The sequence below is a fragment of the Nonomuraea sp. NPDC049141 genome (assembly GCF_040648415.1).
GTDB lineage: Bacteria > Actinomycetota > Actinomycetes > Streptosporangiales > Streptosporangiaceae > Nonomuraea.
This window is the reverse complement of the sequence record NZ_JBEZDR010000009.1, coordinates 17,047-41,141: the sequence shown is the minus strand read 5'-3', so window position 1 is coordinate 41,141 and position 24,095 is coordinate 17,047. Positions and strand designations below refer to the sequence as shown.

The following is a 24,095-nucleotide window of genomic DNA, read 5'->3' as shown; positions in this document are numbered from 1 at the left end:
GATCCGCTGCCATCAAGCCGCCTCGTCCGTGGGATCGGGAGTGGGAGCCAGCCGCACGCTGCCGGGGTGGGCCTTCTCGTCGGGGAAGACCCACTTCCGGAGCGCCCAGAAGCGGAAGACCATGGCGATCAGCGTGCCGATGACCTGCGCACTCATGAAGTCGGCGATCTCCTGGGCCACCAGGCTCACGTCCGGGGTCTCCAGGCCGAATGCGTACCGGGAGATCCACAGCGGCGCGGAGCTGAGCACCAGACCGACGCCACTGACCAGAAAGAACAGCGCCGCCTCGTGACGGCGCTCGCGGCCGCCCCTGGTCCGGAACGACCATTCGCGGTTCAACACGTAGGACACGATTGTCGCCACGAGCACCGCGATGACCTTCGCGGTCACCGGCTTCGGTTCCAAAAGGGTCAGCTTCAGCCCATAGAACACCGCGTTGTCCACTAAGAACGCTGTTCCACCCACCACCGCGAACTTCAGCATTTCACGGTGCTTCAGCGCGAGTGCGTGCAGCGATTCCGGCAATCTTGCGAGTACTGCGTTTGCTATTCGGAGCACCCCCGATCTTCTCACCAGGCGAACACCCTGCTAACAAGACCGACGGACACGGCTTGTCCGGCTGGAACCGTACCTGACGGCAAATCCGCGTGATCACGAGCTTTGATAACACTCTGCGATGTCGGACTACAGGATTTATGTGATCCGCGAGGCGAGATCGACGCCCATGCAAGAATCTTTCACGTGGATGCTGTTGATCGCATGATTCTTCGACAACTGACGTCGAACGGCAGGGCCTCTCTCGAGGTGCTCGCGCGGGCCGCCAATCTTGCCCCGTCATCCGTCAAGCGCCGCCTGGACCGCCTGGAGCGATCGGGAGTGATCCGGGGATACACGGTCCTGCTGGCACCCGATGCGTTCGGAAACCACATCGAAATCCTCATGGAGATCACTGCTGTGACAGGCACCCAACGCGGCCCCCTTACCGATGCCCTGGCAGCGCAGCCCGAGATAGTTCGAGCCTGGACGGTGACGGGTGACGCTGATGCGCTGGCGGTGGTCCGGGTCAGCGATGTCAACCATCTTGAGCAGGTCATCCTGCGGCTTCAACAGACCGGCAGCGTCGCCCGGACACGGACGCAGTTGCTGCTCACAGAATTGATCAACCGAGGCCGTTGAAAGCGGCTACAACGCCTCAATGAGCAGCCTCCACCGGTGTTCGACGTGGCGCCGCCGCGACCGAGGCAGCCCACCTCGACAGGGCGTCCTTCTGGAGGTTTCTTGCGAACGGAGAGTGAAAGCCGAGCATCCTTGCGCAGATATGCATGATAACGGCGAATTATTCGACATTGTGCATCTGGCGTGCCTAGCATCCCTGACATGACTCAGCCCTCTGCCGCGCTGTTGGCCTCCTGGGCCACGGATCTCTTTGGTGTCACGGCATCCGCCACGTTGTTGCCGGGAGAACTCGACTGGAATGCCCGGTTGGATGTGGAGGGTGCACCGGCGTATGTGCTCAAGGTGCATCATCCGGCTACGGACCCCTCGGTGCTGGCGCTCCAGGACGCGGTCCTGGAGCACGTGGCTCTGACCGCACCACGAGTCGCGGTGCCGCGTCTCCTCGCAACGGCTGGTGTCAGCTTCGGCGGGCACGCCCGGAGAGCCCGCCTGCTGGAGTGGCTCCCGGGGACCGTATGGGCCGACGCCGGCCCACCCGATGAAGCGCGCCTGCGCGCGCTGGGTGCAACCGTGGCACGCCTGGACGCGGCGCTCGCCGGGTTCGATCACCCGGCACTCGACCGGCCGTACCGATGGAACATGCGGCAGGCGGCGGCCCTGCTCGGCGACGCGCCTTTCGTGGACGAGGCTCTGCGGCCGTTCGTGCACACCACGCTCAGCAGGCTCGATGAGCTGCTCCCCGCCTTGAGCGCGCTGCCTCAGCAGGCGATCCACAACGACGCCAACGAGCACAACGTCCTGGTCGGCTCGGACAGTGGCATCGCCGGGCTGCTCGACGTGGGGGACGTGGTCCGCGCGCCGCGGGTGTGCGGACTCGCCGTCGCGCTCGCGTACGCCCAGTTCGGCCAGGACGATCCCATGGCGGCCGCGTTGCCGGTGCTCGCCGGTTACCACGCCGAATCGCCGGTCACGCCGCAGGAACTGGCGTTGCTGCCCGATCTGGTCGACGTCAGGCTTGCGATGAGCGTGGTGAACGCCGCCGTGCAACGCCGTTCCGACCCGGGAAACTCCTACCTGGCCATCAGCCAGACCGCGGTACGCGGAGCGATCGAGTCGATCACGCGCGAGCCCCGCGAACTGCGAGAAGCGCGGTTCCGCGACGCCTGCGGCTACCGCCCGATCCCTCGTGAGCGAAGGATCGTGGCCTGGCTGCAGTCGGCTGCCTGCGATCCCGCGCCGGTCATCGACCGGAACCTTGCCGCTGACCCGCCGCTGGTACTGGACTGGACGCACACGGATGCGGCGACCATTGCCGCGGTGGAATCCAAGGTGTCGGCCAGTGGCCACACCTTCGGTCTGGGCCGATACCGCGAGGACCGCGATGTCTACCGTTCGGACGCGTTCGCCCCATCCCAAGCAGGAGGGCAAGCCCGGACCGTACACCTGGGAGTGGATTTGTTCGTCCCCGCGGGCGAACCGGTGTTCTCGCCGCTGGACGGTACTGTGCGCAGCGTCGCGTACCGATCCGACCCCTACGACTACGGCGGGGTCGTGCTTCTCGAGCACGCCACCGACGACGGCGAGCCGTTCTGGCTGCTGATCGGCCATCTCGGCCGAGAGATCGTGTCGAGTCTGACGCCTGGTCAGCGGGTACGGCGCGGCGACCGGATCGCTTGGGTGGGCGTGCCCGCGGAGAACGGAAACTGGCCGCCGCACGTGCACGTTCAATTGTTCGTCACGCTGCTCGGCCGCTCGACCGACCTGCCAGGGGTGATCGAGCGTGAAAACATCGACGTCTGGGAGAGCATCTGCCCCGACCCCAATGTGCTACTCCGGCTGCCTGTGTCGCACGTACCGGCTCGGGACCGGAGCAAGAGTGAACTGGCCCGTCGTCGTCGCGCGAATCTGGCACCGGTCTTGTCGCTCAGCTACGCCGATCCGCTGCACATCGTCGCCGGCGAAGGCGCGTACCTGATCGACGCGGACGGCAGGCGCTACCTCGACCTCGTCAACAACGTCGCGCACGTGGGCCATGGGCACCCGCGCGTGGTGAGCGCTTTGGCCGCGCAGGCCGAACTGGTGAACACCAACACGCGATACCTGCACGGGACGATCATCGAGTACGCCCGTCGCCTTGCCGCCACCTTCCCGGATCCCTTGTCCGTGGTGATCCTGACCAACTCCGGCAGCGAGGCGAATGACCTCGCCTTGCGGATGGCCAGGACCGTGACCGGCCGAGAGCACGTGCTCGTCCTCGACTCGGCCTATCACGGCAATCTCAGCTCCCTCGTCGAGCTGAGCCCGTACAAATTCAACCGGGCCGGTGGCAACGGGCCTGGGCCCCGGGTGCGTGTGTGCGAACTACCTGACGCCTACCGAGGGCGATACGGGGCCGACGGCCCGCGCTACGCGACCGATGTCGCCGCTCACTGCGCCGGCGCACCGCCGGCCGCTTTCTTGCACGAGTCGATCCTGGGCTGCGCCGGTCAGATCGAGCCGGCTCCGGGGTACCTCGTGGCGGCGTACGCCGGGGCGCGCGAGGCAGGCGCCCTGTGCATCGCCGACGAGGTGCAGTGTGGTTTCGGCCGCGTCGGCAGCCACATGTGGGCATTCGAAGCACACGATGTGGTGCCCGACATCGTGACCCTGGGCAAGCCGATCGGGAACGGTCACCCACTCGGCGCCGTGGTCACCACACCAGCCATCGCACGCGCCTTCCAGACCGGCATGGAGTACTTCAATACGTACGGCGGCAACCCGGTCTCGTGCGCTGCCGGACTCGCGGTCCTGGACGTGCTCCGCGACGAGCGGCTGATGGCGCACGCGGCCGAGATCGGGGCGTATCTGACCGCAGGGATGACAGAGCTGGCCACCCGGCATTCGATCATCGGCGACGTCCGGGGGCGCGGCTTGTTCCTCGGAGTGGACCTGGTCGAGGACCGGAACACCAAGCGTCCCGCCGCGGCCGACGCGGCAGCGCGCGTCGTGGAGTCGGCCCGCGAGGATGGGGTGCTGCTGTCACTGGACGGCCCTCACGGCAACGTGTTGAAGATCAAACCGCCTTTGGTGCTCACCCGCGCGGACGCCGAAATCGCCCTGGCGACCTTGGACCGAGCGCTGGCCATGGCCGGCGACGTCACAGCCTGAAAGGACCGACGATGTCGGCAGAAAACGTCATTTTGACACCCATTCAGCCACCTGACGCCCCGCCTGCGATGGGGGGATATGCCCAAGCGCTGACCGTGACCGGCGTCTCACGGCTGGTTTTCGTCAGCGGACAGATCCCCGAGTCGCCCGACGGCCACGTGCCTGATGACTTCGAGACGCAATGCCGGACCGTGTGGAACAACATTCTCGCGTGCCTGACCAGCGCGGGCCTTGGAGCATCCAGCCTGGTGAAGGTCACCACGTTTCTCTCCAAGCGCGAGTACGCCGACGCCAACTCGGCGATCCGCCGCGAAATCCTTGGCGATCACCGCCCGGCGCTGACGGTGATCGTCTCGGAAATCTTCGACAAGCGATGGCTACTCGAGATCGAAGCCATCGCGGCCGGCTGATCCACGAGACGCGGAAGTCGTCGCGACCTTACCAGCCGGGCCCCGTCGACGGCTCTGGCACGCGCGGCTTCCGCGCCCTTGCGGGCTGCCGCGAAAACACCCTCTGATCTGCTCATACACTGACGGTCAGTGCGTGGTGCACAGGCAGCGCCACACGTCGATGCGCGGTGCACAGCCGAACGGGAAGGGGGCGGTTCTATGGTGCGCGGCATATCCCCGGAGAGGAGCACCAGCATGGCCGCCACCGACACCCGCGTGCTACCGATCGGCGCAGCCTTCGACCGCATGCCGTTCACCCGCCGGCACGTCCTCATCGCCCTGGCGCTGTTCATCGCCTTCGTCATCGAGTCGTGGGAACAGCTGGCCCTCATCTATGTCTCGGCCGACCTGGGCTCCGCTTTCGGCATCGACGAGGCCGGCATCGGCCTGGTGCTGTCGGCCGTCGCCCTCGGCATGATCCCCGGTGCGCTGGTGTGGGGGCCGATCGCCGACCGCATCGGCCGCCGCCCCACCAGCTTCTGGTCCCTGATCGCCTACGGCCTGCTGGCCTTCGCCTCCGCGTTCGCCCCCAACCTGGAGGTGCTGCTGACTCTGCGGGTGGCCTCCGGTCTGGCCTTGGCCGGCGTCTACACCATCACCTTCCCCTACTTCCTGGAACTGCTGCCCACCAAGCAGCGCGGCAAGGCCGCGGTCTACCTGTCGATCGGCTGGCCCATCGGCATGCTGGCCGCCATCGGCGCTTCCGTGGCGCTGGGTTCGCTGGGCTGGCACGTGGTCGTCATCACCAGCGCCGCGGCCGGTCTGTGGGCCTTCGCCATCCGTGCCTGGGTGCCCGAATCGCCGTACTGGCTGGCCGCCCGCGGCCGCCAGGACGAGGCCCGGCAGGTGCTGCGCCGGCTCGGCAGCCCCGACACCGGCGGCCAGGACACCTACACCGTCGCCGCCGAGCAACTGGGCAACCCGCTCGGCCTGTTCCGCGGCGGCCTGGCGAAGATCACCGTGGTGATGCTGGTGCTCAACTTCGCCTTCAACTGGGGCTATTGGGGGCTGCAGACCTGGCTGCCCACCCTGCTGATGCAACGCGGCCTGTCTCTGTCGGCTTCACTCGGCTTCGCCGCGCTGTCTGCGCTCATGATGATCCCCGGCTACGTCAGCGCCTCCCTGCTCACCGCCCGTTACGGCCGCAAGAAGATCTTCCTGATCTACGTGGTCGCCGCTGCCGCGGGCGGCCTGTGGTTCGCCACCGCCGCCTCTACCTGGCAGCTGTACGCCGGCAACTTCGTGCTGTCGTTCTTCAGCCTGGGCGCCTGGGGCGTGTGGAACACCTGGAACGGCGAGTTCTATCCCACCGCGCTGCGCGGCACCGGCTACTCCTGGGCCACCGCCGCCCAACTGGTGGCCACCACCGTCGCTCCGTCGGCGGTCGGCGCGCTGGTGGCCCACGCCACCGGATTCACCGCCACCATGCTCGTCATCAACGCCTTCATGGTCGCCACCGCGCTACTGGCCCTGCCACTGCCCGAGACCGAAGGACGCGAACTGGAATGATCGGCGGCATCGCGGTGATAGGTCAGGCCGGCGCGCTCGCCGTGGTCCATGACGGCCTTTTGCTGCACCTGCGCGACCTGCCCCAGGCAGCCACTCTCCTGACCGGAACCACTGACCGGCCGCCCGGCGTAGACCGACCAGCAGGAGCTGACCGGCTGCCCGGCGCTGACCGACCGTCCAACATGGACGGACCGGTCAACGCAGACCGACCAGCAGGAACCGACCGACCGCCTAATGCTGACCGACCCTCCAGCGCGGACAGACCGACCGGCGCTGAGGGATCGGCAGGCTCCGTCCCGGGCGGCCCGCGCCTGAATCGCGCGGGCGCCCGCCCGACCGTGACGGACGTGGCGGTGGAGGGGTTGCGAGCCCTCTGCCTGGCTCTGGACCTGCCCGCCGAGCAGGCGGCGCCCGTCGCCGCGATCCGCGTGGGCGGTCCCTGCCCGCCGTCCCTGGCACCCCGCCTTCAGCGCGGCAAGGCGATCATCGTCCGCGGCGGCCACGACCTCACCGGCCGTCCCCTGGCCCCGCTGGACCTCTCCTCTGTGCGCCGCTTCGCCGCCGACTGCGGGCTCACCGACTTCGCCGTCACCGCCACCGGCTCGCCCGTCCTGGCCGACCACGAGCTGCAGGTCGCCGCCGCCATCGCCGACGAGGTCCCCGGCGCCCGCATCACGCTGTCCTACGAGTACGGCAGATGCGGGCTGCGCGAACGCGAGCAGTGGGCCATCGGCAACGCCGCCCTGTGCCCGTACGCCGCCCACCTGGCTGACCAGGCTGCGCGCCGCTTCCCCCACCTGCCCCTGTACTTCTGCCGCACCGACGACGGCCTGGTCTCGGCGCACTACTTCCGCCGCTACCCGCTGTCGTGCGCCGAAGGCGCGACCGCCGCCCTGCACCGCGGCCTTCAAGCACTGACCGACCGCCAGGCATTGACCGACCAGCAGACACTGACCGACCGCCAGACGCTGCCCGGCCAGCGGTCGCCGCACGAACTCGGCGCCCCGCTGCGAGTCCAGCGTGGAGCGCTGCACGGGACCGCGTGGCCGACGCCGGAGCAGGCCGCCGCGTTCGGTGCCCCTCTGACCGCGCCGATGGCCGCCGTGGAACGGATCGTGCGCGCCCGCGGCACCGCCGAGCTGGACAACGCGGTCGCCGACGCCCAAGACGAGGCACTGGCCCGCGTGATCAGCGCGGGAGCCGCCCCCGGCTCGGCCCACATCGCCGCCACCGCCGTCAACCCGCTGTCGTACCTGCCCGACGGCCTGTACCGGCTGCGGATCAGCGCCCGCGGAGCCACCCCATGACCCGGAGGCCGCGACCCAGTCCCTTGACGATGCTTCCGGCAGCGGGCCGCCCAGGCTCAGCGCGCCCGAGCGAGGAGGCACCAGGGCGAGGAGGCACCAGGTGATCCTCGACCGCGACGCTCTGGAGCCGCTGGCGGCAGGCTCGCGCTTGTTCGCCACCGGGGCCGCCGACTCCTCCTTCGCCCTGGTACGCGACTGGGCCGACGAGGTCATCGCCGCCGGGGTGCCGCTGGTGCCCGCCGACCGGCTGCCCGGTGACACCCTGTGCGCGGTGGTCACCCTCGTCGGCTCCACCACCGCCCTGGCCGAGTCGCTGCCCACCGGCCAGGAGCCGCTGCGTGCCGTACACGCCCTGCAGCACCGCATCGGCGCCGAGGCAGGCGCGGTCGTCGCGCTCAACCTGGCCGCCGAGAACGCCCTGCTGCCGCTGATCGCCGCTGCCCAGTTGGGTGTACCGCTGGTCGACGGCGACGGCAGCGGCCGTGTCTTCCCCTTGGTCGAGCAGACCACCTACGCCCTGGCCGGGCACAGCCCGGCGCCGTTGGCCCTGGCCGGCGCGGGCGGCGAGCTGGTGCTGCTGGAGACCGCGCCCGACCGGGTGGAGGCCACGCTGCGGCCCGTGGTGCTGTCGGCCGGCGGCTGGGCGGTGGCCGCCTGTTACCCGATGCGCGCCCGTCAGTTGCGCTCGGCGGTGGTCCCGGGCACGGTCAGCCGGCTGCTGCACGCCGGCCGGCCTGGCGCCGACCGCGCGCTGGCCGCGCCGTACGGCCTGCGCCGCCTGGCCCTTGGCACGATCATCGCAGTGGAAGGCGGGGGCGGGCGGGCGGCGCATCTGCCGTCGCTGCCCTCCAGCGTGGTGATCGGCGAGAGCGACGGGCTGCGGCGGCTGGTCCGGCTGGAGGCGCACAACGAGTTCGTGCTGGCCCTGGCGGACGGCGCGGTGGCCGCGACCGCGCCGGACCAGATCTGCCTGATCTCCAGCGGCGACGGCGTGGTGATCGACGTGGACCAGGCCGAACCCGGCATGGAGGTGGAGGTCGTGGTGGTGAAGGCGGCTCCGGTGTGGCACACCGAGCAGGGCCGGGCCCTGGGCGGCCTGCAGGCGTTCGGGATCACCCTGTGAACGGGCCGGGCGCCGTCGGAGCGGCCGGGTGGGAGGCGCCGGTCACCGTGGCCGAACTGGTCAACGCCGGCCCGCTGGCCGGGGCCCGCATGTACGGCAGCGGCCTCAACCCGGTGCACCAGGTTCGCATCGTCGAGGAGCTGGCGATGCTGTCGGGTGTCGGCCCGCACACCGCGGTGGTGCTCATCGGCGCGGCGGCCCGCGGCGGCTGGGCGGTGGAGATGGCCATGCGCCGGGCCTGGGAGCAGGCGGCCGCGTGCGTGATCGCCCCGGCCAGCGCCGTCGGCGCCGGCTCGGGCGAGGTGCTGGCCGAACGACTCGGCGTGACACTGATCTTCGTGGAGGAGGATCCGCTGGTCACCGCCGTACGAGTGGCCTCGGCGGCCGCACGGCCGCAGGCGGCCCGCACCCAGTTGGTCGCACGCTGCGCCACGCGGCTGGCCGAGGCCGGAACGTCGGCGCGGCGGGTGCTGGGCGTGCTCAACGCCGAACTGCCGGGCACGTCGGTGGCGCTGGCGGGGCCGGACGGCGGGCTGCTGGCCGGGCGCCGCGCCGCCCAGGAGCGGCCGCTGGCGGAGGTGGAGGTGCCGGGCCCGGCAGGGACCGTGCTGGGCAGGCTGCTGGCCGCCGGCCCGTCACGTTCACCGGGGTGGGCGCCGGTGGTAACCACCGTGCTGAAGCTGGCGGTGGCGCCGCTGACGGCCTGGGCGGCCACCGAACGGCTGCGCGCGGCCGGCTCGTTCGCCTGGCAGCAGTCCCTTGCCGAACGCCTGCTGACCGAAACCACGCCTACCGCTCAGGAACCGCCCCCGACCGGAAGCGTCGTGCGGAACAGCAACACAGCGGTACGGGACAGCGACACAGCGGTACGGGACAGCAGCGCAGCCGCGCGGAACGGCGACACAGCCGCGCGAGACGGCAACGCAGCCCTGCGGGACAGCGACACAGCCCTGCGGGACGGCGACACAGCCCTGCGGGACGGCGACACAGCCCTGCGGGACGGCGGGACAGCCCTGCGGGACGGCGGGACATGGGCGGGCGGCGAGGAGGACGGCGAGGCGGGATCGGACATTCTGCGCCGGGCCGCCGCGCTGGGCTGGGCCACGCGGGGCCCGCTGGCCGCGTTCGTGATCCAGCCTCGCCCCTTCGACGACGCCACCGTCCTGGCGGTGCTGTCGGCCACGCTGGGACCCGTGCCGGTGCTGCGCCACGGCCAAGGCTGGGCGGGCTGGACGGCGCTGCCGCCCGACCGCCTCGCCAACGCCCTCGCCGATGCGCTGACCGCTCTGCCCAAGCTCTGCTCGGCGGGGATCGGCAGCCCCGCCGGCGACCTGGCGGGTTTGGGCGAGTCGCTGCTGGGCGCTCACGCGGCCGCACTGGTCGCCCAGCCGGGCACGGTGGCCAGGGCCGACCGGATGGGACCGGCCGAACTGCTGGCCGCCCTGCCCGCCGGGACACTCGGCCCGCCCGCCGAGGTGGTGCTCCGCCCCCTGCTGGCGGCCGACCGTGACGGCACGCTCGTGCGTACCCTGGCCGCCGTCTTGGGCGAGGGCGGACCTCTGCGCGCCGCCGAGGCGCTGGGCGTGCACCGCAACACCGTCACCACGCGCCTGGACCGGATCCGTGCCGCCGGCTACGACCTGGACGACCCAGCCACCCGCCTGGCATTGCACCTGGCGGTCCACCTGCGCCAGGCCTGATCAAGCGGTCGGCCTGCACCGGAGCGGACACACGCCAGACCTGGCCCGCACACTCCCGATCGAGCGACCGTCCCACCCCGGCAACCGGTCTCAACCAGGCGTGCCGTACCCGCCACCACCGCCCGACTCACACCGCAACACGTCTCCGGCCCGCACCGGCAGGGCGTTGACCTTCAGTACCTCCCGCTCGCCCGCCGTACCCGGGTTCAACGTCACCCGTGGCGGCACTCCCGCACCGCCACCGGCCAGCCCCCACGCCGGGGTGACCGAACGTTCGAACCACAACGACAACGAGGTCGGGCCGAGGAACTCGTACTCGCGCACCACCCCGTCGCCCCCGCGCCAGCGACCGGCGCCACCGGAGCCGGGGCGGATCTCATACCGATGCACCCGCACCGGGAACAGCGTCTCCAGCACCTCGATCGGCATGTCACGCAGGTCGCCATTGACACTGTTGATCAGCGCGCTCTCGCCGTCGCCACCGTCCCAGGCACCCCACCCGCCGACGGTGGCCTCCTGGGAGACGTACAGCTTGCCGGTACGTGGGTCGGTGCCGGAGAACTGCACGATCATCGAGTCGCCGTACGAGGCGGCGGCCGCCTTGCCCGGCAGCACCCCGGCCAGGGCCTTGACCACCAGATCGATCAGCAGCCCCAGATGGGAGTAGTAGTACTGGCAGGCGGCCGGGGACCGGGCGGCCAGCATCGACCCCGGTCGGGTGATCACCCGCAGCGGGCGGAAGGAGCCGCCGTTCAGCGGCACCTCGCCGGAGACCAGCAGCTTGAAGGCGACGCGGGCGGCCGCCACCGCCTGCGCGGCGCCGCAGTTGACCGGCCCCTCCGCCTGATCAGCACAATCGCTCAGATCAACCGACATTTCCGACCCAGCGACGGTCACCGTGACGTTCACCGGCAACGGCACATCCAGCGAGATGCCGTCGTTGTCGAGGAATCCTCCGGCGGTGTAGACGCCGTCGGGAATGGCGGCGATGGCCTCCCGCTCCAGCCGTTCGGTCTGCACGAAGATCTCATCGCGCGCCGCCATGACCGTCTCCAGCCCCCAGCGTGACACGATCTCGGCCAGCCGCCGCTGCCCGGTCATCGCGCACGCCACCTGCGCCCGCATGTCGCCCAGGGTGGCGTGCGGGAAACGCGTGTTACGCGCGATCACCTCGTGCAGGTCACGGCACGGCCGGCCACCGGTGTAGATCTTCACCGGACCCAGTCTGAGCCCCTCCTGGAAGATGGAGGTGGAGTCCATCGACCCGCCCGGATCCTTCGACCCCACATCCAGCCAGTGCGCCCGCGACGCCGCGAAACCTACCAGCGCGCCGTCAACGAAGATCGGCCCGTACACCGTGACGTCGTTGAGATGGGTGCCGCCGATATAGGAGTCGTTGAGCACCCAAACGTCTCCTTCCTGCCACACCTGCCTGCCGTACAGCGCCTCCGTCTCGCGCGTGCACACCTCCAGGTTGCCCAGGAAGATCGGCAACCCCGACGACTGGCCCAGCACGTTGTGGTCGCGGTCCAGCAGCGCCACCGCGCAGTCCTTGGCCTCGTAGATCACCGGCGTGTACGACGAGCGGATCAACGTCGCGTTCATGTCCTCGGCCGCCTGCAGCAACGCGCAGCGAATGATCTCTGTCGTGACCGGGTCGATCATGGCGCCACCTTGATGATGAGGAAACCGAACTCGTCCACCGAGGCCACACAGCCCGGTGGGATGACCGTGGTGGCCGTCTCCTCCACCACGATCGCCGGGCCCGCCAGCTCGCCGGCCAGCGCCGACCGGCGTACCACCGGCGTAGGGTGCGTCACCCCGTCGAACACGACCTGCCGCGTCACCGCCGCCCGCTCCTCCACCTCTGGTGGCGCGGCCGACAGGCGGGGAAAGGTACCCAGCCCCGTCGAGCGGAGCATCACGACCTCCACCGGAGCCTCCGGCGTGGCATGCCCGTACCGGGCGGTGTGCGCCTGGGCGAACCGCTCGGCCACACGCGGCAGGAAGTCCGGCGCCGCAGGCTCATCGGCGCCGTCCAGTGGGATGGTGAGGGTGTAGTCCTGCCCCTCGTACCGCATGTCCACCGCGTGTTCCACGCGCCGTCGCGCCGCCGGCACCCCCTGGGCCGCCAGTTCCGCCAGCGCGGAGGCCTCCAGGCAGGCGAGCGCCGCCGCCATCGACGGCCCGTCCAGTGACTCCTGGCCGCGGAAATGCGGCTCGGTCAGATCTCGCCGTACATCGGCCTCCAGCATGCCCCAGGCGGAGAACGCGCCGGGGAAGCGGGGGACGACCACCTCGCCGATGCCCAGCTCCCGCGCGATGAACACCGCGTGCATCGCACCCGCTCCGCCGAAGGCCATCAGCGCGAACTCGCGCGGCTCGATCCCATGGTCCACGGTGATCGTCCGGATCGCCTGCGCCATCTTGGCATTGGCCACCTGGCAGATGCCCTCGGCCAGCCGTACCGGCTCCATTCCCAGCCGCCCGGCCAGTGCGGCCACGGCCTGGTGCGCCGCCTCCACGTCCAGGCTCATCAGCCCGCCGGCGAACCACTCCGGATCCACCCGTCCCAGCACCACGTTGGCGTCGGTCACCGTGGGCTGCGTACCCCCGCGCCCGTAGCAGGCCGGGCCGGGCACCGCGCCGGCCGACTGCGGACCCACCCGCAACGCCCCCGCCTCGGCATAGGCCAGGGACCCGCCGCCCGCGCCGATGGTGTGCAGGTTCACCAGCGGCATCAGGACCGGGAAGCCCTCGATCGAGGCCTCGCTGGTGATGTCGGGCCGGCCGTCCATCACCAAAGAGACGTCGAAGGAGGTGCCGCCCATGTCCACGCAGATCGCATTGCGGCGGCCACCCAGCAGCCGGGCCAGCGCCACCCCGCCCATCGTGCCGCCGACCGGGCCCGACAGCAGCGTCTGCAACGGCCGGCGCATCGCGTGCGAGGCGTTGACCAGGCCACCGGAAGACTGCATGACGTGCACCGGCACGCCAAGTCCCCGCTCGGCGAACCGTCGTTCGATTCCCGCCAGATACCGGCGTACCGCAGGACCGGTGTAGGCCTCCAGCACCGCGCTGGAGGTCCGCTCGTACTCCCGCCATTCCCGGGCCGCCTCGTGGCTGAGCACCACCAGCACCCGGTCACCCAGCTCCTCGCGGAGGATCTCCGCCGCGCGCAGCTCGTGCTCGGGGTTGGCGTAGGAGAACAGCAGGCACACCGCCACCGCGTCGAAGCCCTCGTCCAGCGCCCGCCGCGCGGCGCGCCGTACGGCCTGCTCATCCAGCGCGGCCAGCTCACCGCCCCGCCAGTCCAGCCGGCCGCCGACCTCCACGATGTGCTCGCGCGGCACCAGCGGCACCGGCTTGCGATACCGCAGGTCGAACATGCGCGTGCGGTTGCCGCGCGCGATGTGGTACGTGTGCCCGGCCCCCTGGCTCGCCAGCAGCAGCACCTTTGCGCCCTTGCGCTCCAGCAGCGCGTTCAGCCCTTGTGTGGTGCCGTGTACGAAGAAGGAGATCTCGGTGAGGTCGGCCACCACCGATCCCAGCGCGGCGAACACCCCCTCGGCCAGATCCCCGGGCGTGCTGGGCGCCTTCGACGCGACGACCGCGCCGGTCCGCTCGTCGTAGCAGACCACATCCGTGAAGGTGCCGCCAATGTCCATCGCGACCCGATACGTCATGGCGACCACGGTAGGCCGGACACCCGTCTGGAGGCTGTGCACCTTGCACAGCCTCCAGACGCACATGAGGCCGACTGCCCCCTCAGTTGTTGCCCTCAAGAGGCGTGCACGGTTTCACGGGTGTGCCCGCCTGGGCCAGCCAGGCGCCGAGTTGCCAGGGCTGGTTCGCGTTGTGGTTGTCACGGAACTCCAGCACGAGCGTCTCGTCCGGCTTGATGTGCTCCGGGTGGATCCCGATCTCCCGTACGGAGATCACTCGGGTGGCCTTGACCGAACGCCACCCCTTCGTCATGGCTTTCAGGTTCTCCGGTCCAGCGGCGGGCGGACCATCGTAGGCCCCGTCCACACTGGCGAATCGAGGGCTCGCGCACCGCATGCGCGGGGCCAGGAAAGTCACGTCGGCCTTGATGCCGGCCTCACCCAACTCCGCCTGCAACCCCTCGGGGTCACGTAGTTCGTTGACGGTCACCGTGATCGTGCCGTCGGGACTCTTGGTCACCGCGTACGCGGGAGGCCCGGTGGCGATGATCAGCGGCGCGGTGGCCGCCGCCGCCGCGACACCGGCCGCGACCAGCAGCCGGGGGGCGGTGACGACGCGCCGCCGGGTGTGCATCCCGGCCAGCAGCCGCCGCCTCGCCCCGGCGAGATCATCCGGGGTGGCCGCCGGAACGGTCTCCCACATGGTCTTCAACGCGTCCATCGTCATTCTCCTTGTTCTCCCTGTTCCAGGGCTTGACGGAGCTGGGTACGGGCCCGATTGAGTCGCGAAGCGACGGTGCCCAGCGGGATGGCGAGCGCGTCGGCGACCTCGTGGTAGCTCAGTTCGGCCCAGGCGACGAGCAGCAGTACGTCGCGATCGGCCCGTTTGAGCCTCAGCAGGGCCCGCGCCAGCGGCCGGTTGACGGCCAGGGTGTTGATCCCGTCCTCAACCTGTGTGCCTGGTATCTCCGCCGGGTGCACCCCGCTGCGGATGTAGGCGCGGTAGAGGCTCATCTCGGTGCGCCGCCGTTTGCCGATCACGTTGGAGGCGATGCCGTACAACCACGGGCGGGCGTCGGGGCGGCCCCGGTCATAATCGCCCCGGCGCTGGAAGACGGCCAGAAAGGTGTCGGCCACCACGTCCTCCGCCTCGGTGGGTCCCAGGCGTCTGGTGACGTAGCGGTGCAGAAGCGGCGCATGCCGGTCGAACAGGACGGCGAAGATCTCCGGCTCGTTCAGCGACCGCTCGATGAGGGTCGCGTCATCGGTCTCGACAACTTCGCGGCTGATTGTCATGCATGTCGGCCTTTCCTGGCGTATGCGGTCATCTGTACTTACCGCGCCAAGCCGAAATGCTTCACCCGTGGTGCACCGACTCCACTGTGTACAGGTTCGGGTCGTAGTGGTCGGCGATCGCGGCGGCCTGCCTCATGCGCACCTGGGCCCGGGCGATGCCGCATCACCTCTTTGGTGGCGGTGGTCAGAAGCTCGACGATCTCGCGCTGCCGGTCGCTCTGGACGGTGAAGACGTTGATCAGCGTGGCAACCGGCGCGCCCAGGGTGATGGTCGTGGCCGGCGACGTACGCCAGCTGACCACCCTCCTCACCACATGCGCCGAGAACCTGGCATGAGCGCCATGCACGGCACCGAGTGCACAACGATGCGCCCGGCTGGGGTTTCCCAGCCGAGCGTCTTTCTTGGTCGGGTGTCTGCCTCAGCGGCGATGACGCCGACGGCGGCGCGCGAGCGCCGCACTATCGCTCGTATCCCCGGACAAACCCGGAGGCTTGGGGATCGGCGGACGCATCATTCCGAAGAAGTACAGGATTGACATGGTGCTCTCCTAGGATTCTGGCGTCAGCGGGGACGGAGACTGACCCCACTCGACGCCTACAACACCACCAGCCCTCCGAAGCTGCCCCTCGAAAGGGCTTGTGACCTGGATTTTTCCCACCCGAACCCATGCCGAACAGCTCCCCGACCGGGCTTTAAGCCGCGAAGGTGTCGTTTTGTGGTTACAGCGGACATTGCCGTCATAACGCGTTCCGAGGGGCCCGGGGCTCAGCGGCGCAGGGCGGTCTCTCTTTCGATTCGTGACAGCTTCTCGGGATTGCGCACGGCGTAGAGCCCGGTGATGAGCCCGTCGTCGAAGCGCACCGCCATGACGCCCTCGACAGCGCCGTCGAGCCGGAGCACCAGCGCCGGGTGGCCATTGACCTGCGCCGACTCCAGTGACACCGCGGCGGCGATCCTGCCCAGCACGTGGGCCACCTGGCCGGCTCCCACGACGGGCTCCAGCGCGGCCTGCACGACGCCGCCGCCGTCACCCAGGAGGACGACATCCGGCGCGAGCAGGTCGAACAGGCGTTGCAGATCGCCCGTCTCGACCGCCCGCTGGAACGCCTCCAGCGCGTCCCGCGTCTCGGCCGGGGAAACGACTCCCCGCGGACGACGCGCCGCCACATGCGCCCGCGCCCGGTGCGCGATCTGACGCACCGCCGCCGGACTCTTCCCGACGGCCTCGGCGATCTCGTCATAGGCCAGATCGAACACCTCACGCAACACGAACACCGCCCGCTCGGTCGGCTGCAGCGTCTCCAGCACCAGCAGCATCGCCATCGAGACACTGTCGGCCAACTCGACGTCCTCGGCCACATCGGGCGCGGTCAGCAACGGCTCGGGCAACCACGGCCCGACATAGGACTCCCTACGCCGGCCCAGCGCACGCAACCGGCCGAGCGCCTGCCGCGTGACGATCCGGACCAGATACGCACGCTGATCCCGCACCTCACCCAGATCGACCCCCGCCCACCGCAACCAGGTCTCCTGCAGGACATCCTCGGCATCGGCCGCCGAGCCCAGCATCTCGTAGGCCACGGTGAACAACAGATTGCGATGGGCCACGAACGCCTCCGTGGCGGGATCCGGGCGATCGTCCCGGCCCAGGCCCCCACCGCGATCTTCGGACGCGGTCTGCGACATGCCGGCCATGAATGACTCCTGTTCACTCTCGACTGTGTCACCCACCAGATGCCGGCCACCGCCGTTTTGTGACACCAAGACGGTAGCCGATCCCCTGTTCGGAGGTCCCAAGATGACAGCCGGCGGCTCGCACAAGCCAGCGACCCATTGATATTCGAGCTTTTATAGCGACATTTATCCCTCTTTAAAGTTCCGCGTGTCTTGAATCACTGCTGCACGTTATTGACTTTAGTGGGTGGCGGACGAATTTTTCACGCGATGCCAATTATGGCATTTCCCTGGTAGGCAGGCTCCAAGGAGGAGTCATGTCCAGAAAAGAAGCTATAGCCAAAGCGGCCGGCGTTCTAGGTGGTGCGGTTATCGCCGCCAACCTGTACGCCATTCCGGCCCACGCGGCAACGTTCCAGTGCACTGTCATGGTTCGCGGCCTTCCGCCGATCAGCGTGACAGTGAGCACCCCTAGCGTCACGGCAGCCGAAGCACTGCTCAGCGCACTCATCCCTCGCGCCGTATCGATTCACTGCGAAGCCACCTAACCAACACACACGTCCGGTCGGCGACATATCCGAAGGCCGCGCATCCAATGTCCACCGCAGGGAACGCGCCCCGTTTCGCAACCATACAAGAGGACATTTCAGGATTAGGCAATCAGCCGCTTTAACACTATTGTCGTTATGCCGATAAAATGGGGCGGACGCGGGTGCGACCCGTGTCGTCGAGGAAGACCCGTACCTCCGGCAGGATGCCGGACGTACTGACGACGACCGCCGGATCGGCGTCAGCGTAAGCCCCGACCAGGCGGGCGGAACGACCGGGCAGGTCCGGGGAGAACAACGGCACCGCGATGGTCCGGGCATACATGGACCCGAGCATCGTGATCAGATACTCCAGCCCCTGGGGCAGCAGCAACGCCACCCGATCACCCGGCTCGGCGAGCCGGCGCAGCCGGGCAGCCGTCGCGCAAGCGCGCAGATGCGTCTCGGCCCAGGTCAACGTGGTCCTTCGACCATCACGGTGGCTGCCGTAGTCCACGAAAGTGAACGCCGGCGCGTCCGGCCTCTCTTCGGCCCACTTGAGAACCAGATCCGTTAATGGCTCTCCGCTTGTGGCATCGATTAAGCGATCACCCAGCACCATCCCACTCCCCCTCGCCGAAGGTGGTTCGCCTGTGTCGGCTGGCTGCATTTACGCAGTCGCTAATTAATAGCGGGATTTTACCCTCGACTCTTCATCGAGAGCATAGGGTCATTCTGACTGCCCTGATAGATATATTTTCCATCCCCGCATCATACGGCGCCATAATGGGATATTTCTTGTGAAATAGCCATGGGCAGCTTTGATGGTTTTATGGGGCAGGCAGGAAATGCCGCTGTTTAACCCTTTATTCGATCGCCAAGGTCAAGCCGGGCGAGTTCGGTTCTGGAGGCGACGCCGAGCTTGGGGAACGCCTTGTGCAGGTGGTAGCCCACAGTGCGCGGGCTCAGGAAGAGCCGCGCGCCGATGTCGCGGTTCGTGGCGCCCCGCGCGGCCAGCCGTACGATCTGCAGTTCCTGCGGGGTCAGCAGGCCCGCCGCGCCCGCCGCCCGCACGTCAGCGGTCGCCTCTCCCGTGGCGCGCAGTTCGGCACGGGCACGGGTCGCCCAGGGGACGGCCCCGGCGCGGTCGAACGTGTCCAGCGCCTGCCTGAGATGGACCCTGGCCTCGGCCTTGCGCCGGTTTCTGCGTAGCCACTCGCCGAACAGCAGTTTGGTGCGGGCTTCCTCGAACGGCCGCCCTCCATTCAGATGCAGGCTGACGGCCTCGGCGTAGTGAGCTTCCGCCTCCTCCTCGGACACGGCGCTCAGCGCTCTGCAGCGCAGGGCGACCGCGCGCGCCCAGGGTTGCCTGGTGGCTGTGGCCCACTCGTCGAATCTGGCGAGCGGCGTCCTGGCCCGATCGGCCTGCTCGCATCGGACCGCCGCCTCCACCAGGTCCGGCACGAACAGGGTGGTCGTGAGCTGGTAGCGGACGGTGCCGGTGATGCCGGCCTCCAACAGCTCCAGGGCTGCCCGCGTCCTGCCCTGCCCGAGGGCGAGCAGGCCCTGTGCCCAGACCGCCCAGGCCAAGCTCGACACGTTGCCGTGGTCGGTGGCATGGGCTCGGACGCGGCCGGTGAGCTCTGTGCAGGCGCGGTCGTCGCCGTGGACCGCGGCGAGCCAGGCGAGCATCCCTTGCAGGTGATCGACGCGGTGATGCTGCCCGGTGTCGTCGGCGATGCGCACGGCTTCGGTGGCCGACGCCTGCGCGTCCCGGAAGCGGCCGAGGTAGAGCTGGCTGGTGGCGAGGTTCTGCAGCGCGTGCGGCAGCCAGCCGATCATCCCCTGGGCCCGGCAGTCGTCGGCCAGGCGGGCGCCCAGGTCCATGGACGTCTCGTCGTCGCCCACCATGAACGCCATCGAGGCGATGATGAGCCGGTCTCCGGGCGTGCCCGGCTGCGATCGCCGGGCGTCGGCGAGTGCCGCGTGGATGGGCACCAGCCCGCGGGTGGCATCGCCCGCCAGCAGGGCGGCCAGACCGGTCATCGCCGAGATGACCGGCTGGAGGTGATGCCCGGACGGCAGGGCCAGCGCGTGGACGCGGTCGATGCCCTGCCTGGCCAGCTCGGGCGCACCGGCGAACCAGGCGTCGCGTACGGCTTCGAGCAGCATGGACGCGGCCCTGGTCGGGTCCACGGCCGAGACGGGGGCGGCGGCGGTCATGAGGATGCCGTGCGCGACACTCGGCGAGCCCTGTTCGAACTCGATGGCCGCGCGTACCCCGGCGAGTCTGGCGTGCTCGCGCGGATCGTCGGTGAGCAGCGCCGCGCGGTCGGCCAGCGCGCGGGCCTGCAGGAGCTGACCGGCGTCCATCGCCGCCTCGGCGGAGCTGATCAGGCGTCGCACCTGGTCGCGTGGTTCCGGGGAGAGCTGTGCCGCGCGGCGGTAGGCCGCGGTCGTGGCGGCGTGGCCGCTTCTGCGCCTGGCCCGTTCGGCCGTCTGTTCCAGCTCGGCGGCGACGATCTCGTCGGGTCCGGTGCAGGCGGCGGCGAGATGCCAGGCCCGGGCATCGTCGTACCGGCTGTCGTCGGGGGCGCCGTCGAGAGCGGCCGCCAGGGCCCGGTGCGCGGCCAGGCGCCTGGTGAACGGCGCTCCCTGGTAGGCGGCCGCCCTGATCAGCGGATGGCGGAAGGCGAGCTCCCCGTCCACGACGCGGATGAGCCCGCTCCGCTCCCCCGGCTCGACGGCGTCGGCGTGGATGCCCAGCCGCCGCGCGGCCCCGAGGATGACGGTGAGGTCGCCGGTGCTCTCCGCGGCCGCCACCAGCAGCAGGGTCTGGGCGGGCTCGGGCAGCGCGTGGATCTGCGTCTGGAACGCCTCCTGCATCCGGCCGGTGAGCGGAAGCGGGCCCAGGTGGTAGGCCAGCGGGGTGACGTGCCCGGCCCGCTGATCAGGAGTGAGCGCCGCGGGCAGCTCGATGAGCGCGAGCGGGTTTCCCTCGCTCTCGGCGAGGATGCGGTCCCTGACGTGCGGCGCCAGCGGGCCGGCGGTCTCGCCCAGCAGCCTGGCCGCGGCCTCCGGGCCGAGGCCGCCGAGCCGTGTCTCGGGCAGGCCGGCCGGCCGGAAACCGTGGCTGCCGTCCCGCGCTGAAAGGATCAGCGCCACCCCCTCCGCTTCCAGCCGCCGTGCGGCGAAGAGCAGGGCGTCGGCCGAGGAGCGGTCCAGCCACTGCGCGTCGTCGACCAGGCACAGCAGGCCGTCGCCGGCGAGCTCGGACAGCAGGGTCAGGGCGCCGAGACCGACCAGGAAACGGTTGGCCTCACGGGAAGGAGCCAGCCCGAAAGCCCCCCTGAGCGCGTCCGCCTGCGGGGCCGGAAGGCGGTCGAGGCGGTCGAGCCCGAACCGCAGCAGCAAGTGGAGCGCGGCGAACACCATCTCGGTCTCGCTCTCGATGCCCACTCCGCGCACGGTTCGCATGCCCAAGGCCTCAGCCGTCCCCGCCGCGTGTTCGAGCAGCGCCGACTTGCCGATTCCCGCGGGGCCGCGCAGCACCAGGACGCCGCTTCGGCCGTCCCTGGCCTCTGCCAGCAAATGGTCTATTCGATCGGTTTCCACCCCACGCCCGTACAGCACGGGACGATCTTATTGAGCCGGTGACCGATGCCCGTCGCCGGACGGCTGGTCACCTGACAGATTCCGGACGGGCGGCGCCGCCCTAGCGTCGGCGGCATGGATCTTCCCACCTACTCGCCGGCCGAACGGGATCGGCGCTGGGATCTCGCCAGGGAGCTGATGGATGCCGAGGGCGTCGACGCGCTCGTCGTCCACGGCGGGGCGGAGTGGGCGCCGGATGTGTTCTTCACCAACGACCGTCCCGGAGCGATCGTCGTCTCCCCCCGCGCCGACGAGCCGATCGCCCTGGTCCGCTCGCCCGCGCAGCTCGGCGAGCACCTCGACGCGAGGAGGCGCGGCGACGCGGTGTGGATCAGGCCGGAGAACGTGCTCGTCGCCAAGCACGCGCACGGCGTGGCGGAGGTGCTGCGCGCGCACGGGCTCGGCAGGTCGGCGATCGGCGTGCTCGGTCTCGAACCGTGCCCGCCTTTTCACGCCGACCCGCTCGTGCCGTACACGCTGTGGTCGTCGGTGCTCCAGCGGCTCCCGCAGGTGACCTTCAAGCCGGTCGAGGCGGCCTTCGTGCGGCGCGCGCTGAGCCAGTCCGCGGAGGAGCTCGCGGTCATCGGGCACGCGGCCGCCGTCGGCGAGGCGATGGCACGGGCCATGCTGGAGGCGGTACGGCCCGGCGTCACCGAGGCGTCGGTGTACGCGGCGGGCATCGCCGAATCCCTGCGGCGGGGTGCCGTGGCTCCGGGTCTGCTGATCGTGTCGGGCAAGGAGTTCGTCTCCTGCGGCCCGCCCGCGTGGTCGTACCGGCCGCAGGCGCCACGCGTGATCGAGGACGGCGATCTGCTCCTGGCGGTCCTGCGTCCCGGGCACACGTTCGGCGAGGTCGTGACCGCGATGAAGGGCCCGTTCCAGGAAGCGGGCGGCTGGCACGCGTACCCCCTCGTGCACGCCGTCAATCCGTGCGGGGCGGCGGGCGGATCCGGCGCCGGGTTCGGCGCGCTGCCGCGGAGCGCGCGCTACGGGCTGCTCGCCGAGCAGCCCACCATCGGCTCCGACCTGCCGCTCAGGCCGGGCATGACGTTCGCCTTCGCGCCCAACTGCGTCCACGGCCGCCGCCTGGTCCGCATCGGCGGCACCGTCGTGGTCGGTGAGGACGCGCCGATCGAGCTCAACACCATCACCACCCACCTCATGAGGAGCACCCGATGACCCGCCACCGTTCGACTGTCGCCGCCGGCGTCGTGGCCACCGCCCTGATCGTGGTGTTCGCCTACCTGTCGCCCGGACTGGCGCTGTGGCTGACCTTCATCCCGGCCATGGTGATCGCCTACGGCTGCCACCTGGCCACCACCAACCGCAGGCTCCCCGACCCCTCCCGGGTGCTGCCGATCTACCTCATCGGCCTGGCCTGGCAGTTTCTGCACTTCGGGGAGGAGTTCATGAACGGGTTCAACCGGCGCTGGCCGACCGAGGTCTTCGGCGCGCAGGCCATGTCCCTCCCCCTGTTCGTCTGGATCAACATGATCTCCTACGCGGCCTTCGCCATGGGCGCGCTCGCGATCTACCGCGGCTGGCGCGTGCCGCTGCTCATCGCCTGGTTCTTCGCGATCATGGGCGCGATGGGCAACGCCATCGGCCACCCGATCTACGACCTGGTCGCGGGCGACCTCGCCTTTCCCGGCATCGTCACCTCACTCGGCTACTGGGTCATCGGCCCGATCCTCGTACACCGCCTCTGGACGGCCTCTCTCCCCCAGGTAACCGAGGCCCGTCCAGTAGCCGTCTCTGTCTGATCCGAACACTTTCGCTGGAAACCGAACGGAAGGAAATCGAGATGTCGACGTCACACATCCCGGAGCGCGAGATCGCCGAGCGCCCCGGGGGTTACGGCGGGCCGAACCTGTCGCCGGTCGGCCTGGAGCTGGTGCCGCACGAACTCGCGCAGGGCGTGTGGGCGCTCATGGCCAACCTCGCGCCCAAGGACAACAACGGCGTGGTCGCGGGGCGGGACGCGGCGCTGGTGATCGACGCCGGGATCACCCCGGACGTATCGGCCAAGATCCAGGCCACCGCCGCGGGCCTCACCGACCAGCCGCTGCGCTACCTGGTCAACACGACGTACCACGGCGACCACACCTTCGGCAACGCCGCCTTCCCCGACCAGGTCGTGATCGTCTCGTCCAGGGTCAACAAGGCGAACATGACCGATCTGGCCTATGAGAAGCAGACCCGGTCAGCCAACATGTACGGCGACGCCGCGCTGCTGGACGAGGTCACCACCTGGCGCAGACCGAACCTGACGTTCGACTCCTACGCCGAGATCGACCTCGGAGGACGGATCGTCCAGCTCCACCACTTCGGTCCGGGCAACGGGCCGGGCGACACCGTCGTATATGTCCCCGACGCCCGCACCGCCTGGACCGGCAACTTCCTCAGTCATGCGGGCATAGCCCCCATGCTGCTCCAGGGCGGACCTGAACCGTACCTGGGGTCGCTGCGCCGGATGCGCGAGGCCCTGCCCGAACTGGAGATCGTCGTTCCCGGGCACGGCCCGATGGGAGCCGGGCCGGCGGCGGTGGACGATCTCATCGGCTACCTCGAGCGGCTGCACGACGAGGTGCGGGCAGGCGTAGTGGCGGGCCGCAGCCTGGAGGAGACGTTCGCCGTCTGCACCGACCCGTGGGCCGAGCGCCTCGACCCCGGGCTGTCGGCCGCCCTCGCCCGTTATCCGGCGCGGCAGGGGGCCGCCCAGCAGGGCATGCTCTTCCTCTGCCGCGACCTGCACCGGCTCAACATCCTGGCCACCTACCGCCTCTACGCGAACCAGGCGTCGCGAGTCTCCTGAGCACCGGCCGGGCAACGCATTGGCCCTCTGGTGAACATTCTACGTTCACCAT

The 24,095-nt window shown here is 69.9% G+C and carries 20 protein-coding genes; 12 read left to right on the top strand and 8 right to left on the bottom strand.

The window, feature by feature from the left end; all coding sequences use genetic code 11:
• Positions 1 to 12: 12 nt before the first annotated feature.
• Positions 13 to 525 (bottom strand): GtrA family protein, encoded by a 513-nt coding sequence (locus tag AB0B91_RS26955; RefSeq protein ID WP_358324987.1) that lies wholly within the window; start codon positions 523 to 525, stop codon positions 13 to 15.
• A gap of 216 nt (positions 526 to 741) precedes the next feature.
• Here AB0B91_RS26955 and AB0B91_RS26950 point away from each other — a divergent pair, with 216 nt between their 5' ends.
• The 7 genes from AB0B91_RS26950 to AB0B91_RS26920 all read left to right on the top strand — a co-directional run bounded on the left by AB0B91_RS26950 (position 742) and on the right by AB0B91_RS26920 (position 10,411).
• Positions 742 to 1,176 (top strand): Lrp/AsnC family transcriptional regulator, encoded by a 435-nt coding sequence (locus AB0B91_RS26950; protein ID WP_358324984.1) that lies wholly within the window; start codon positions 742 to 744, stop codon positions 1,174 to 1,176.
• A 201-nt stretch (positions 1,177 to 1,377) separates the two neighbouring features.
• Positions 1,378 to 4,323, top strand: coding sequence for an aminotransferase class III-fold pyridoxal phosphate-dependent enzyme (locus AB0B91_RS26945; protein WP_358324982.1), 2,946 nt, complete (start codon positions 1,378 to 1,380; stop codon positions 4,321 to 4,323).
• 11 nt (positions 4,324 to 4,334) lie between these two features.
• Positions 4,335 to 4,733 carry a RidA family protein gene (locus tag AB0B91_RS26940; RefSeq protein ID WP_358324979.1) on the top strand — a complete coding sequence of 133 codons (399 nt, stop codon included), beginning with the start codon at positions 4,335 to 4,337 and terminating at the stop codon, positions 4,731 to 4,733.
• 234 nt (positions 4,734 to 4,967) lie between these two features.
• Positions 4,968 to 6,281 (top strand): MFS transporter, encoded by a 1,314-nt coding sequence (locus AB0B91_RS26935; RefSeq protein WP_358324977.1) that lies wholly within the window; start codon positions 4,968 to 4,970, stop codon positions 6,279 to 6,281.
• Between the two features lie 338 nt (positions 6,282 to 6,619).
• Positions 6,620 to 7,588 carry a hypothetical protein gene (locus AB0B91_RS26930; protein ID WP_358324976.1) on the top strand — a complete coding sequence of 323 codons (969 nt, stop codon included), beginning with the start codon at positions 6,620 to 6,622 and terminating at the stop codon, positions 7,586 to 7,588.
• A gap of 100 nt (positions 7,589 to 7,688) precedes the next feature.
• Positions 7,689 to 8,711, top strand: a complete 1,023-nt coding sequence (locus tag AB0B91_RS26925; protein WP_358324974.1) for a DUF917 domain-containing protein — start codon at positions 7,689 to 7,691, stop codon at positions 8,709 to 8,711.
• A complete protein-coding gene (locus tag AB0B91_RS26920; RefSeq protein ID WP_358324972.1) occupies positions 8,708 to 10,411 on the top strand; it encodes a helix-turn-helix domain-containing protein in 1,704 nt (567 codons plus the stop codon). Before AB0B91_RS26925 ends, AB0B91_RS26920 begins: the two co-directional genes overlap by 4 nt.
• A gap of 90 nt (positions 10,412 to 10,501) precedes the next feature.
• Here the strand turns inward: AB0B91_RS26920 and AB0B91_RS26915 are convergent, their stop codons facing one another.
• The 4 genes from AB0B91_RS26915 to AB0B91_RS26900 form a co-directional block, all read right to left on the bottom strand.
• Positions 10,502 to 12,076 (bottom strand): hydantoinase B/oxoprolinase family protein, encoded by a 1,575-nt coding sequence (locus AB0B91_RS26915; RefSeq protein ID WP_358324970.1) that lies wholly within the window; start codon positions 12,074 to 12,076, stop codon positions 10,502 to 10,504.
• Positions 12,073 to 14,097, bottom strand: a complete 2,025-nt coding sequence (locus tag AB0B91_RS26910) for a hydantoinase/oxoprolinase family protein (RefSeq protein ID WP_358324968.1) — start codon at positions 14,095 to 14,097, stop codon at positions 12,073 to 12,075. Before AB0B91_RS26910 ends, AB0B91_RS26915 begins: the two co-directional genes overlap by 4 nt.
• Before the next feature lie 82 nt (positions 14,098 to 14,179).
• Positions 14,180 to 14,797 (bottom strand): hypothetical protein, encoded by a 618-nt coding sequence (locus AB0B91_RS26905; RefSeq protein WP_358324966.1) that lies wholly within the window; start codon positions 14,795 to 14,797, stop codon positions 14,180 to 14,182.
• A gap of 2 nt (positions 14,798 to 14,799) precedes the next feature.
• Positions 14,800 to 15,372, bottom strand: coding sequence for an RNA polymerase sigma factor (locus AB0B91_RS26900; protein ID WP_358324964.1), 573 nt, complete (start codon positions 15,370 to 15,372; stop codon positions 14,800 to 14,802).
• Between the two features lie 174 nt (positions 15,373 to 15,546).
• Here AB0B91_RS26900 and AB0B91_RS26895 point away from each other — a divergent pair, with 174 nt between their 5' ends.
• Positions 15,547 to 15,708: a hypothetical protein gene (locus AB0B91_RS26895; RefSeq protein ID WP_358324962.1), complete on the top strand. Its 162-nt coding sequence runs from the start codon at positions 15,547 to 15,549 to the stop codon at positions 15,706 to 15,708.
• A gap of 430 nt (positions 15,709 to 16,138) precedes the next feature.
• Here AB0B91_RS26895 and AB0B91_RS26890 read toward each other — a convergent pair whose 3' ends face one another.
• Positions 16,139 to 17,059 (bottom strand): RNA polymerase sigma-70 factor, encoded by a 921-nt coding sequence (locus AB0B91_RS26890; RefSeq protein ID WP_358326004.1) that lies wholly within the window; start codon positions 17,057 to 17,059, stop codon positions 16,139 to 16,141.
• A gap of 305 nt (positions 17,060 to 17,364) precedes the next feature.
• Between AB0B91_RS26890 and AB0B91_RS26885 the strand changes: the two genes are divergently transcribed.
• Positions 17,365 to 17,595, top strand: a complete 231-nt coding sequence (locus AB0B91_RS26885; protein ID WP_358324960.1) for a hypothetical protein — start codon at positions 17,365 to 17,367, stop codon at positions 17,593 to 17,595.
• A 136-nt stretch (positions 17,596 to 17,731) separates the two neighbouring features.
• Here the strand turns inward: AB0B91_RS26885 and AB0B91_RS26880 are convergent, their stop codons facing one another.
• Positions 17,732 to 18,196 carry an AMP-binding protein gene (locus AB0B91_RS26880; RefSeq protein ID WP_358324958.1) on the bottom strand — a complete coding sequence of 155 codons (465 nt, stop codon included), beginning with the start codon at positions 18,194 to 18,196 and terminating at the stop codon, positions 17,732 to 17,734.
• A 236-nt stretch (positions 18,197 to 18,432) separates the two neighbouring features.
• The gene (locus AB0B91_RS26875) at positions 18,433 to 21,207 is read right to left on the bottom strand and encodes an AAA family ATPase (RefSeq protein WP_358324957.1); all 2,775 of its coding nucleotides are present in this window, start codon (positions 21,205 to 21,207) and stop codon (positions 18,433 to 18,435) included.
• 96 nt (positions 21,208 to 21,303) lie between these two features.
• Between AB0B91_RS26875 and AB0B91_RS26870 the strand changes: the two genes are divergently transcribed.
• Genes AB0B91_RS26870 through AB0B91_RS26860 form a run of 3 tightly spaced genes read left to right on the top strand, consistent with a single transcriptional unit; the run spans position 21,304 to position 24,043 of the window.
• Positions 21,304 to 22,407, top strand: coding sequence for a hypothetical protein (locus AB0B91_RS26870; RefSeq protein ID WP_358324955.1), 1,104 nt, complete (start codon positions 21,304 to 21,306; stop codon positions 22,405 to 22,407).
• The gene (locus AB0B91_RS26865; protein ID WP_358324953.1) at positions 22,404 to 22,991 is read left to right on the top strand and encodes a hypothetical protein; all 588 of its coding nucleotides are present in this window, start codon (positions 22,404 to 22,406) and stop codon (positions 22,989 to 22,991) included. Before AB0B91_RS26870 ends, AB0B91_RS26865 begins: the two co-directional genes overlap by 4 nt.
• A 41-nt stretch (positions 22,992 to 23,032) precedes the next feature.
• Positions 23,033 to 24,043, top strand: coding sequence for an MBL fold metallo-hydrolase (locus AB0B91_RS26860; RefSeq protein ID WP_358324950.1), 1,011 nt, complete (start codon positions 23,033 to 23,035; stop codon positions 24,041 to 24,043).
• Positions 24,044 to 24,095 lie beyond the last annotated feature (52 nt).

Bases quoted from the DNA above. Each gene is read 5' to 3' on its own strand.
- AB0B91_RS26905 (WP_358324966.1), bottom strand. From the start codon at position 14,797: ATGGACGCGTTGAAGACCATGTGGGAGACCGTTCCGGCGGCCACCCCG.
- AB0B91_RS26935 (WP_358324977.1), top strand. From the start codon at position 4,968: ATGGCCGCCACCGACACCCGCGTGCTACCGATCGGCGCAGCCTTCGAC.
- AB0B91_RS26860 (WP_358324950.1), top strand. From the start codon at position 23,033: ATGTCGACGTCACACATCCCGGAGCGCGAGATCGCCGAGCGCCCCGGG.
- AB0B91_RS26880 (WP_358324958.1), bottom strand. From the start codon at position 18,196: ATGGTGCTGGGTGATCGCTTAATCGATGCCACAAGCGGAGAGCCATTA.
- AB0B91_RS26890 (WP_358326004.1), bottom strand. From the start codon at position 17,059: ATGTCGCAGACCGCGTCCGAAGATCGCGGTGGGGGCCTGGGCCGGGAC.
- AB0B91_RS26910 (WP_358324968.1), bottom strand. From the start codon at position 14,097: ATGACGTATCGGGTCGCGATGGACATTGGCGGCACCTTCACGGATGTG.
- AB0B91_RS26915 (WP_358324970.1), bottom strand. From the start codon at position 12,076: ATGATCGACCCGGTCACGACAGAGATCATTCGCTGCGCGTTGCTGCAG.
- AB0B91_RS26885 (WP_358324960.1), top strand. From the start codon at position 17,365: ATGTCCAGAAAAGAAGCTATAGCCAAAGCGGCCGGCGTTCTAGGTGGT.
- AB0B91_RS26870 (WP_358324955.1), top strand. From the start codon at position 21,304: ATGGATCTTCCCACCTACTCGCCGGCCGAACGGGATCGGCGCTGGGAT.
- AB0B91_RS26900 (WP_358324964.1), bottom strand. From the start codon at position 15,372: ATGACAATCAGCCGCGAAGTTGTCGAGACCGATGACGCGACCCTCATC.
- AB0B91_RS26940 (WP_358324979.1), top strand. From the start codon at position 4,335: ATGTCGGCAGAAAACGTCATTTTGACACCCATTCAGCCACCTGACGCC.
- AB0B91_RS26945 (WP_358324982.1), top strand. From the start codon at position 1,378: ATGACTCAGCCCTCTGCCGCGCTGTTGGCCTCCTGGGCCACGGATCTC.
- AB0B91_RS26865 (WP_358324953.1), top strand. From the start codon at position 22,404: ATGACCCGCCACCGTTCGACTGTCGCCGCCGGCGTCGTGGCCACCGCC.